Annotated in this window: 10 protein-coding genes, 2 pseudogenes and 1 riboswitch; of the genes and pseudogenes, 5 read left to right on the top strand and 7 right to left on the bottom strand. The window is 43.9% G+C overall.

All coding sequences use genetic code 11. The features are described 5' to 3' along the window. Positions 1 to 84: 84 nt before the first annotated feature. Positions 85 to 999 (top strand): IS3 family transposase, encoded by a 915-nt coding sequence (locus tag WMO25_RS08955; RefSeq protein ID WP_349085063.1) that lies wholly within the window; start codon positions 85 to 87, stop codon positions 997 to 999. A gap of 169 nt (positions 1,000 to 1,168) precedes the next feature. Here WMO25_RS08955 and WMO25_RS08950 read toward each other — a convergent pair. Both WMO25_RS08950 and WMO25_RS08945 read right to left on the bottom strand, forming a co-directional pair. Continuing rightward, positions 1,169 to 1,300, bottom strand: a pseudogene (locus WMO25_RS08950) (ABC transporter ATP-binding protein); the annotation flags it as partial. 127 nt (positions 1,301 to 1,427) lie between these two features. Then, positions 1,428 to 2,813 (bottom strand): MATE family efflux transporter, encoded by a 1,386-nt coding sequence (locus WMO25_RS08945; protein WP_349085062.1) that lies wholly within the window; start codon positions 2,811 to 2,813, stop codon positions 1,428 to 1,430. 329 nt (positions 2,814 to 3,142) lie between these two features. After that, positions 3,143 to 3,255, bottom strand: a riboswitch (FMN riboswitch). Positions 3,256 to 3,414: 159 nt separating this feature from the next. Between WMO25_RS08945 and WMO25_RS08940 the strand changes: the two genes are divergently transcribed. From WMO25_RS08940 to WMO25_RS08930, 3 genes are all read left to right on the top strand, one after another. Continuing rightward, complete coding sequence (locus tag WMO25_RS08940; protein WP_253058496.1) at positions 3,415 to 3,822, top strand: hypothetical protein; 408 nt, start codon at positions 3,415 to 3,417, stop codon at positions 3,820 to 3,822. Between the two features lies 1 nt (position 3,823). After that, positions 3,824 to 4,027, top strand: coding sequence for a helix-turn-helix transcriptional regulator (locus tag WMO25_RS08935; RefSeq protein ID WP_117539215.1), 204 nt, complete (start codon positions 3,824 to 3,826; stop codon positions 4,025 to 4,027). A gap of 122 nt (positions 4,028 to 4,149) precedes the next feature. Beyond that, positions 4,150 to 4,581: a hypothetical protein gene (locus WMO25_RS08930; RefSeq protein WP_349085061.1), complete on the top strand. Its 432-nt coding sequence runs from the start codon at positions 4,150 to 4,152 to the stop codon at positions 4,579 to 4,581. 18 nt (positions 4,582 to 4,599) lie between these two features. Here WMO25_RS08930 and WMO25_RS08925 read toward each other — a convergent pair. The 5 genes and pseudogenes from WMO25_RS08925 to WMO25_RS08905 all read right to left on the bottom strand — a co-directional run bounded on the left by WMO25_RS08925 (position 4,600) and on the right by WMO25_RS08905 (position 10,042). After that, positions 4,600 to 5,765: pseudogene (locus WMO25_RS08925) on the bottom strand (pyridoxal phosphate-dependent aminotransferase). A 14-nt stretch (positions 5,766 to 5,779) separates the two neighbouring features. Beyond that, complete coding sequence (locus WMO25_RS08920; RefSeq protein WP_349085060.1) at positions 5,780 to 7,147, bottom strand: FAD-binding oxidoreductase; 1,368 nt, start codon at positions 7,145 to 7,147, stop codon at positions 5,780 to 5,782. Positions 7,148 to 7,380: 233 nt separating this feature from the next. Continuing rightward, a complete protein-coding gene (locus tag WMO25_RS08915) occupies positions 7,381 to 8,301 on the bottom strand; it encodes a MetQ/NlpA family ABC transporter substrate-binding protein (RefSeq protein WP_349085059.1) in 921 nt (306 codons plus the stop codon). 33 nt (positions 8,302 to 8,334) lie between these two features. Beyond that, positions 8,335 to 9,015, bottom strand: coding sequence for a methionine ABC transporter permease (locus tag WMO25_RS08910; protein ID WP_349085058.1), 681 nt, complete (start codon positions 9,013 to 9,015; stop codon positions 8,335 to 8,337). Beyond that, complete coding sequence (locus WMO25_RS08905; RefSeq protein WP_349085057.1) at positions 8,999 to 10,042, bottom strand: methionine ABC transporter ATP-binding protein; 1,044 nt, start codon at positions 10,040 to 10,042, stop codon at positions 8,999 to 9,001. Before WMO25_RS08905 ends, WMO25_RS08910 begins: the two co-directional genes overlap by 17 nt. A gap of 364 nt (positions 10,043 to 10,406) precedes the next feature. On the opposite strand from WMO25_RS08905, the gene WMO25_RS08900 reads away from it, so the two are divergent. Continuing rightward, the coding region (locus WMO25_RS08900; RefSeq protein WP_349085056.1) for an enoyl-CoA hydratase/isomerase family protein at positions 10,407 to 10,695 on the top strand (289 nt) is incomplete at its 3' end.

The following is a 10,695-nucleotide window of genomic DNA, read 5'->3' as shown; positions in this document are numbered from 1 at the left end:
GGAAATTGCCCGTCTCAGACGTGAATTACGCGATGCCCAAGATGCACTTGATGTGTTAAAAAAAGCAATCAACATTCTGGGAAAATGACGGAAGCCATTTATCTTGAAGTGTCTGAGAAGACGGAAGCTGCCAAAAAGGCTGGACGCCGGGTTTCCGTCTCCGGAATGTTGAAATTTTTAGGTGTCTCTCGCTCAGGATATCTTGCATGGCTCCACCACGTACCTTCTGATACAGAAAAACGTCGTAAAGCTGTAAAAGCAAAAATACAGGATATTTATGATGATTCCAAGCAGAACTACGGTGCTCCGAAAATCACTGTAGAACTTCGAAAAACTGGTGAAGTCATTTCGGAAAGAACCGTTGGTACATATATGCGCCAAATGGGGATCCGTGCTCAGTGGAGCAAACCATGGACGATCACCACAAAAGATTCCGATTTCAGCACTGAATTACAAAATATCCTTGATGAGCAATTTAATCCTGATCGTCCGAATGCAGTCTGGTGTTCGGATATTACCTACATCTGGACAATAGATGGATTTGTCTATCTGACCAGTGTTATGGATTTATTTTCCAGAAAAATCATAGCCTGGACGCTTTCAGAAACACTGGAAGTATCTTACGTGATTGATACTATAAACAAAGCCAAAGCTCGCCGAAATATCGATCAACCATTAATTATCCATTCGGATCGTGGCAGCCAATATGTTGCAAAGGAATATAAAAAAGCAACCGAAAATATGCAGCGCAGTTATTCGAAGAAAGCTTTTCCGTGGGATAATGCATGCATTGAATGCTTTCATTCTATTATCAAACGTGAATGGCTCAATCGCTTTAAAATTCGCGACTATAAGCAGGCCTACCAGTTGATTTTTGAATATCTGGAAGCTTTCTACAATACGAAACGAATTCATAGCCATTGCAACTATATGTCGCCAAACGAATTCGAACGAGTGTATGAAAGAACGCACACTGAGGCTGAGCTTCTGGCAGGTTAAAATGGGGAGAAATTTCTCATTTTAACTTGTACTAAATCTTGACATAGGACCAATTCATTCCCGGTCTATGATATTTCTACCATTTATGGTATAATAGAAAAAAGACTAAATTGGCGTGAACCCTTAATTTATAAGGAATCTGCTAACTTAGTCTTATTTTAACATGACCACCGGAACCGGAAGGCCCCGGAAGCACACAGAATTCCCCCTGCTCTACGTACAGATCAATCCCCTTCAACACTTCAACCCGGCTCTCCCCTGAGCCGTAAGATTTTCTGATTTGATTGATTTCCAGAAACATTCCTCTCGCCTCTCTTCATTCTATATTGACTGTTTTTCGCCGCAATATTAGTTATCTCTAACCAGTGTATCATAAAAATGCAGCATCGTTGATAGAATACTGCATTTTTGATAAACATTCTCATTTATTAAGATGGTGACAACATCCCAGCTTTTTCCCACCGCCTGAATTCCGTCTGTGCCAAAGCCACACACAGCAGACAGGTAACCGTATCTGCTGCAGGTGCCGCCAGCAGTGCCCCGTCTAATCCAATCAATCTGGACATTACCAGTGCCAAAGGAATCAGTAACACGCCCTGTCGAATCAGCGGTACAAGTAATGATCTTGTCGGCTTCCCGATTCCCTGGAAGAAGGAACCCGTCGTCATATGCACCCCATACAGGAAAAAAGCCATCATATAAAGTCGGAAGCAATGCTGCGTACAGTCAAAATACAGCTGATTATCCGCAACAAACAATCCTGCTATCTGTCTTGAAAATACCATATAAACCAGCCACCATACGGCTGAAATAACGACTGCAATGCCAGTGGCCAGACGATAGGTCTGCCGTACACGCTGATAATTTTTCGCTCCGAAGTTATAGCCGTTAATGGGCTGAATGGCGGAGGAAACACCCACAAACATAGAATGTGCAAGCTGATAAACTTTCATCATCATGCCATAAACAGAAAGCGCCATATCACTGCCGTAAATGCTGGCTTCACCGTAAACACGCATGAGATTGTTCAGCACGATCTGTACCAGCGCCGTTAATCCCTGAGTCAGCAAACTCGGAAAACCAAGCTGCAGAATCATCTTCAGCACCGGCCAGGTCGGGCGCAATGCGCCCTTTTCAAGCTGTACAGATTGTAATCTGCACAGATAGAGCAGACATAATATGCCCGCTGCCATTTCTCCAATCACCGTGGCAATACCTGCCCCCACGACCCCCATTTTCAACCCGAAAATAAATACAGGATCCAGAATAATATTGACTACTGCACCGGCCATCATACATTTCATAGTATATTGCGGTGATCCGTCCGCACGAATCATCGCCGTAAAAGCCGGACAAATGAGCTGAAACGGGATACCAATGGCAATCACCCGCATATAAGCCAGCGATTCCCCATAAGCCGTATTTGTTGTTCCGAACAGCGTAACAATATGCGGCGCAAATATACCGCAAATGAATGCCAGCGCAATGCCGCTGGCAACAATCCAGGTCACTGCCTGCCCGAAAATCTTATTGGCATTTTCCTGCTCCCGACGTCCCAGACACAGACTGACATTAGCCGCACAACCATCTCCCAGAAGCAGTGAAACCGCGTTGACAAGAATTGACAGCGGAAAAGCGATATTGATGGCTGCCATTCCTGTGATGCCCACACCCTGCCCCACAAAAATCTGGTCTACAATGTTATAGATGTAATTAACCATCAAAGTCAGGGTTGTCGGAACAGAATACCTGAACAACAACTTCGTAAGAGGTTCTGTTTCCAAAGGACTTCTGTTTGTCTGCATATTTACCATTCTCCATCCCCTCCTCAATCATCATGACATTTTATCTCAGTCTAGAAGCCCCCACCTCTTTCAGGTGGTGAGTAACAGCAAATTTGTGTCAGTGGAAGTCCAATCTCCGACTGAGATAAACGCTCCGCGAGGATGCGCAGTGATTCTGTAAAGAATATGTCAGCTTACGCTGACCAGAATTACGCGCCAAGTCTCGCGGTCGCTCGACTTGAACAAAACAAAAAGCACCCGGCCGCTATTACTTCCAAAAGAAATAATATTGATACCGGATGCTGATAGGATGACTTGGATCAAATGAGCAGAAAACGGCATCCGGCGCTCAGCCGGAAAGCCTCCTTCTCCCCTCCAGACTGACTGTTGGCTCCGGAATTACACCGAATTAGCCGAATGGCTCGCGGGCTGTCACCGCCAGTAGAGAACATGCTCATTTCCGAAGAAAACTTTACTTAACTTCAAAATAACATACTTTTCCTGGGCTGTCAACGGTCGATTGTAAAGTGAAAAATTTCGCACATTTCATCTTGACACCTGTTTTTAAAAGTGATATATTTATCACACAGGCAAGTGAGAAATATATCACTTCAAAGGAGGAATTTTGTTTATGAGAAAAGTATCATTACGGGAAATTGTTGCTGATAAGATTGTATTTGCCATCCTGATCGCTCTTTACTACTGGATGTGGGCAAGAAATGACTGGCACAACTACTATACATCAATTCAATACGCTGTCTTTGCCTTTACCTTCTTCTATTTTATCTCCCGCGCATCCCGCCTTAAGAAATACAAACAGGAACTGCCGGATGAAATGTCTGAGGCCAACCTAAAACGCTGCGATGCCCTGTGTCTTAAAATCGGTGCCGCTGCAATCATTGTTCTGAGTTTCGTCTGTGCTGTCGGCAGATTGTCAATAACAACAGACCTCATCGGCTATTGCCTGATGGGTATCCTGATTGCTCTTGCCATTATACGCACGATTCTCTTCTACATCATGGACACCAAAGGAGTATAGCATGGCACTTTTAACCAATTTAAAACCCTACAGAGAAAAATACAACCTCAAACAGGCTGACCTCGCCGAACTAGTAGGCGTCCGCCGGGAAACCATTGTCAATCTTGAACGGGGCAAATACAATCCTTCCCTAAAGCTGGCTATGGATATCGCCAGGGTTTTTCACACAACGGTTGAGGAATTATTTCAGTATACGGATGAATAATCCCTATATAAATCGTCATTTTTTCTTAAGAGATTCGTTCATTTATATCTCCTAATCATATGTTATACTACTCATGAAAATATTAGGATTTCAGAAATTTCACAGAACGGAGGTCGGAAACATTGAAAAAATATTTATTATTTTTGGGTATCATCGGTCTTTTGGCCTTAACCGCATGCGGCAAACAGGCCAAAATGTCAGATGTCACCATTGATTATGGCAGCTCCTCTATCTATTCCAAAGAAGATATGGGTGCCGCCATCAAGGCCATTAAAACTGTATTCAAGGATTTTGACGGCTGTGAACTGCACAGTATTTCCTACAGTTCAGATGACCAATGCAACACTCCCGATCATATTGCCTGGATGAACGAACTGGAAGCTGCCAATGATAACAAAGAAACCTTCGACCAGTGCATTATGTTTACAAGCGATTTTCATTCTCCGAAAAATGGCGGCGGTGCATGGAATCCTGATGAAGAATATACCGGCTGGCAATGGTGGCTGGCTCGTTCTAATGGCGGTAAGTGGAAGCTGATGACATGGGGATATTGAGGCTTCTAAAAAGAAAAATTATTTCTTCAATATCTTCCGAATATCCGCCAGTCTTTCCAACGCCGCATTCAATGTATCGTCCTTCTTTGCAAAATGGAATCGGATATACTGGTTCACGTCTTCTCTGAAGAAGCTGGAACCCGGAACAGCGCCGACGCCGACTTTCTCTGCCAGATCCACACAGAATTCATAGTCATCTTTATAACCGAACTCGCTGATATCTACCATGACATAATAAGCCCCCTGAGGCTCTGTGAAGGTCAAACCGATGTTTTTTAACCCGCCTACAAAGAGGTTTTTCATATGGGTGTAATGGTTCTGCAGTTCGATATAATAATCATCACCGAAGTTCAGTCCCGGCACAACCGCCTCCATCAGCGGTGCTGCAGCGCCTACAGTCAGGAAGTCGTGCACTTTCTTGACTCTGTCAATGACTTCAGGCGGTGCAATGACATAACCCAGACGCCATCCTGTAATGGAATAAGTCTTTGAAAGGGAGTTGCAGATAATTGTACGCTCACGCATTCCAGGCAGCGTGGCCTATAAATATGTTTATTCGGCTTATACAAAATATGCTCATACACTTCATCAGTAATAACATACATATCGTATTTAATGGCCAGATCAGCGATGATCTGCAGTTCTTCCAGTGTAAAGACTTTGCCACATGGGTTGGACGGGTTGCAGAGAATAAGGGCTTTCACCCCATCCTGCTTCATGGCATCTTCCAGTACATTGGCATCAAAGTTAAATTCCGGCGGATTTAACGGCACATAAATCGGCTGTGCGCCGGACAGAATCGCATCTGCACCATAATTCTCATAAAATGGGGAAAAGACAACGACTTTGTCTCCCGGATTGCAGACAGTGAGCATGGACGCCATCATCGCCTCCGTACTGCCGCATGTGACAACAATTTCTTTATTCGGATCTACTTTCATACCCGAGAAATGTTCATGTTTTCTCGCAAGGGCTTCTCTGAAATTCTGGGCGCCCCATGTCAGGGCATACTGATGCGGTCCGTGCGGTGCGATTTCACGCAGTCTGTCTGTGATTTCCTTCGGCGGGTCAAAATCCGGAAATCCCTGAGATAAATTGACAGCACCATATTGATTTGAGACTCTTGTCATTCTTCTGATCACCGAATCTGTAAATCCGGCAGTTTTATCACTTAACGGTTTCATATATCTGTACTCCTTTAGACATTGTAGGAAATGCCTGCATTTAAAATATTTTTCTCATCAAAAGCTGCCTTCACACGCTTCATCAATGCAATGTTTTCCGGCTTTGATGCTTTCAGCAGATATTTCTGCTTGCTCAGTCCGATGCCGTGCTCGCCACTGGCCAGACCGCCCAGTGCATAAGCTTTATCATAAAGAACAGTCAGATTAGCGTCAAGCTCTTTTTCCCAGGTTTCATCGTCTCTATCACCTCTGACAACACACAAATGCACATTGCCGTCTCCGGCGTGTCCGAAACTGATCATGCGCATACCACATTCTTTTTCAAAGGCATTGACAAAATTGACAAAGGCATCAATCTGGTTAATCGGCACAACGATATCCAGCGGCTCCTGCTCTGAAACAGCCTCCACACCTTTCACCAGCATACCGCGGATCTTCCATACTCTGGCTGCCTCCTCTTTATCCTCCAGCGGAAGAATGGAAAGGGCACCGCTTTCTTTTGCCACTTTGCGAAGTCCTTCGAGGTGGTCATTGATTTCATTTCTGCTGCCGTCAAGGGTTGTCAGCACATAGGCGCTGGCCTCCGGTTCAGGGAATGACATTTTCAGATAATCTTCCCCCAGCTGAATCACTTTACGCTCAATAAATTCCATTGCTGTCGGATTCAAATTAGCCTGAATAATTTGTCTGACACTCTCAATACCTGCTTTCAGACTGTCGAAGCTGAGAAGGACACTGAGGCTGTCCTCAGGCTTCGGAATCAGCTTCAGTATACATTTGGTGATCACCGCCAGTGTTCCTTCGGAACCGATAACAATCTCTTTCAGATCAAGGCCGGAGGTATCTTTACGGTTCTTGCTGCCCGCCATGACAACGGTGCCATCTGCCAGAACCAGTTCCAACCCCATGACATAATCTCGCGTTACACCGTATTTCACAGCACGCATACCGCCTGCATTGGTGCTGATATTGCCGCCGATGGTGGCTTTCTTTTCGCCCGGATCCGGTGGATAGAATAAACCTTTGCTTTCAACATAGGCCTGAAAATCTTCCAGTACAACCCCCGGCTCAACAGTGGCCGTGAAGGTTTCCTCATCCAGCTCAAGGACATGATTCATCAAAGACACATCCAGCACAATCCCGTGACCTGACGGTACAGTGGAACCAACAAGATTCATACCTGCACCTCTCGGTGTCACCGGCAGGTTATTTTTCCAGGCATAGCGCATAACCCCGCTGATTTCCTCTGTGGATACCGGAAAAACAACCGCTTCGGCTGTTCCTTTTTTACGTCCCAGATTGTCAGAAAGATACTGCGGGTCAATCGGGCCTGTAATGATTCTGTTTTCATCTTTTATAATTGATAAAAGTGCTTCCTTCATGGCTTCTTTTACTCTCCTATTCTCTGTCGCAGCGATTCAGTTTTCTCACAACACGATAAAACACACTTTGAAGTTTTTACTCATTATCATTATGTTCAAGGTGATTATAATGCAAAATCCATCAACAATCGACTTTGCTGATGGGATTTTGCATCTCTAAATCATTTTCTCATGCCTTCAGCCACAATGGTCTAAAGCCAAACTGAATCGTTATATTTATTTTTGTATATCGATTATTTCTGTACTTCCCATGCAGGAACAAAGTAGCCGTTGAATTCATCCTGGAATATCTGCTTTGTTGTTTCTGACTGGAATAATTCTACAATTCTCTTGTAAACGGCATCGTCTGCGTCACTGCTGCGAACAGCCATCAGGCAGAAATAGCTGTCGTCATCGTAATCTTTTTCTTCAAAAATAGCTGTGCTCGGATCAATACCATAATCCAATGCATAGTTACCATTGACAACGGCTGCTGTCACATCCGGCAATACAGATGGGATATCTGCTGCGCCCATTTCCTTGATTTCAATTTTTACATTATATGTATCGATATCCGCAACCGTCGGATTAGCGCCTGCTTCTGCTTTCAGTGTGATCAGCCCTGCAGATGCCAGTACTTTCAGTGCACGGCCGCCGTTGGATGCATCATCCGGAATAGCAATAACGTCACCATCTTTAATTTCATCTACGGATTTTACCTTGTCAGAATAAAGATTCATGGCAATGATAAATGTATCTGCAATTGGTGTAATATCATAACCATTCTTTTCCACATCATTGTTGAAATATGCGTGATGCTGGAAAGCGTTGATGTCAATTTCACCGGCATTTAAAGCTTCATTCGGCAAGGAATAATCAGAAAACTGAACATATTCCAAATCAATGCCCTCTTTTGCCAGTTCTTCTTTGATTGGATTCCAGATATCTTCATAGATAACGCCAGTTAATCCCAGTTTAACCACTCGTGTCTCACCTGAAACTGCTGTTTCGCTTCCTGCTGCCTCTGAGCCTGCTGTTTCGGATGCTTTTGCTGTCTCAGCAGCCGCATCTGTGCTGCCTGGTGTTTCCTTTGCCGTGGTGCTTCCGCAGCCTGTTAATGCGCCAAGTGCCAGTGCGGCTGTTAATGCAAGTGCAATAATACCTTTCTTTTTCATGTCATTTTCCTCCTAATGCATTGTTGTAAAAATTTAATGTGTATTTTTTTTCGCTATATAATTGCCGATGAGCTGTACCACCGTAACAATGATAACCAGCACAACCACTGTTGTATAAGTGATATCCGGCATGTTTCTCTGATGACCATACATAATGGCAAAGTTGCCCAGACCGCCTGCGCCGATGGCTCCGGCCATGGCTGTCAGACCGATCAGACTGATGATCGTAATCGTTGTACCGCGGGCAATGCCTGCAATACCCTCTTTCAGATACACTCTGAAAATAATATCTTTATTGTCCAGTCCCATGGACTGGGCGGCTTCAATCAAACCCGGATCCACATCCGCCAACGCTGATTCAATCTGTCTTGTAAAAAACGGTGCGCATCCAAATACCAAAGGCACAATGGCACCTTTGACACCGATGGCCGTTCCCATGATCAGACGGCTAAGGGGTACCAGACAAGCCAGCAGGATAATAAAGGGTACAGATCTGAAAAGGTTGACCACCTTATCGATAATCCGATAAACCAGCGGGTGTTCCAGAATATTTCCCGGCTTCGTTACCGTAATCAGAACTCCCAGAAATAAACCAACCACAAATGATATAACTCCTGACCAGCCCACCATGATAAAGGTTTCCTGAATGCTCTTGATAAAAACATCCGGCCTGTCCATGACATTCGGCAGCCATTGATTAAGCAGTTCGACCATCCAGAATCATCTCCACTCCTACATTCTTGTCCTTCAGGTATTGAATTGCCTTATTGATATTGTCCGATGTTCCCTGGGCAATAACCACCAGGCCGCCGATTGGATTTTCACCAATCAATTCGATACTTCCGAAAATAATATTTAAATCCAGATCAAATTTTCTTGATAACTGTGAAACAAGGGCTTCCGACACATTTCGCTCCAGATATCTGAAACGCAAAATAGCCTCTCCCGGTTTCAACTCCACCACAGGGCTCTTGGTCTCCACCAATTCATAAATCCGGGACATATTGGATGTGTTCTCAACGAACTCTCTTGTAATCTGCTCCTTTGGATTGGCAAAAATATCAAATACTGTTCCTGTCTCAACAACACGACCATCTTTCATAACCGCTACCCGATCACAAATGTCTTTAATAACCTGCATCTCATGAGTAATCACCACAATGGTGATGCCCAGCTCTCTGTTGACTTTCTTCAAAAGGTCAAGAATCGCTCTTGTTGTTCTCGGATCCAGCGCACTGGTGGACTCATCGCTGAGAATAATCTCCGGATCATTAGCCAGAGCTCTGGCAATAGCCACTCGCTGCTTCTGTCCGCCGGATAACTGTGACGGATACGCTGAAGCCTTCTCCTCCAGTTCTACCAGTTTCAGCAAATCACGGACTTTCTTATCCTTTTGTTCCTTTGTCAGATTGCTGCCCTTTAACGGAAGTGACACATTATCATAAACCGTTCTGGAAGCAAAGAGATTAAACTGCTGGAAAATCATACCGATTTTCTTGCGGTGCTGTCTCAGTTCTGCCGGTGACATGGCAGTCAGTTCCTCGTCACCGATAAAGACTTTTCCTGAAGTCGGCCGCTCCAGCAAATTGATACATCGAACTAATGTGGATTTGCCGGCACCGGAGAAACCGATGATACCGAATATCTCGCCTTTCTCAATCTCAAGACTCACATTATTCACTGCTGCAAACTCCCGCCCATCATTGTGGAAAACGCGGGAAACATGTTCAAATCTGATCAACTGACTCACTTCTTTTCTATACTGAAATTTTGTTCGTTTCTAAAGAACTATGAGAATTCATATTCTCCCTTTACCTTATCGATTTAGTAGGAATTATATGGTATATTTTTCTAATTGTCAATACGCATTTATAAATTCCCAGCATTTCACTATGCTTTTGTTTATTTTATATACATTATTTCTGATTTTATCGAATAATTAAGCATTATTCCGATAAATGTTTGGAAACTCCTGGAAATTATATTGCCATTTCTACTCTAAACATGTATAATATTATATATAATCATTATGCATTTTGCACAATAGCACGTCATTTCTTTATTGCGATAATGTGTCAACCGATTATCTTAAAGGGGGTTTTTTTATGGAACTGAAAAAGCTAATCTACACTGTTAACGAAGATGGTATCGCTGTGATCACAATGAACTACATGAAGAATCTGAACGCCATCGATGAGCAGATGGCCGATGAACTGATGTATGTAGTGGATGCTGCTGAGAAGGACCCGAATGTAAAAGTTGTTGTATTAAAAGGTACAGACCGTGCATTTTCCGCCGGCGGTGATATCGGTTATTTCTATGAACTGATTCAGGCAGGCGGCGAAGTGAATATGGATGGCCTGATCAGCAAGGTCGGTGTGGTTGCAGATGGCC

This window comes from Coprococcus intestinihominis (assembly GCF_040096555.1).
GTDB lineage: Bacteria > Bacillota > Clostridia > Lachnospirales > Lachnospiraceae > Coprococcus_A > Coprococcus_A intestinihominis.
The sequence above is the reverse complement of the archived record's forward strand: the minus strand, read 5'-3'. Positions and strand labels throughout refer to the sequence as shown.

Coding starts and splice junctions, on each gene's coding strand:
- WMO25_RS08955 (WP_349085063.1), top strand. CDS start 85: ATGACGGAAGCCATTTATCTTGAAGTGTCTGAGAAGACGGAAGCTGCC.
- WMO25_RS08945 (WP_349085062.1), bottom strand. CDS start 2,813: ATGGTAAATATGCAGACAAACAGAAGTCCTTTGGAAACAGAACCTCTT.
- WMO25_RS08940 (WP_253058496.1), top strand. CDS start 3,415: ATGAGAAAAGTATCATTACGGGAAATTGTTGCTGATAAGATTGTATTT.
- WMO25_RS08935 (WP_117539215.1), top strand. CDS start 3,824: ATGGCACTTTTAACCAATTTAAAACCCTACAGAGAAAAATACAACCTC.
- WMO25_RS08920 (WP_349085060.1), bottom strand. CDS start 7,147: ATGAAGGAAGCACTTTTATCAATTATAAAAGATGAAAACAGAATCATT.
- WMO25_RS08915 (WP_349085059.1), bottom strand. CDS start 8,301: ATGAAAAAGAAAGGTATTATTGCACTTGCATTAACAGCCGCACTGGCA.
- WMO25_RS08910 (WP_349085058.1), bottom strand. CDS start 9,015: ATGGTCGAACTGCTTAATCAATGGCTGCCGAATGTCATGGACAGGCCG.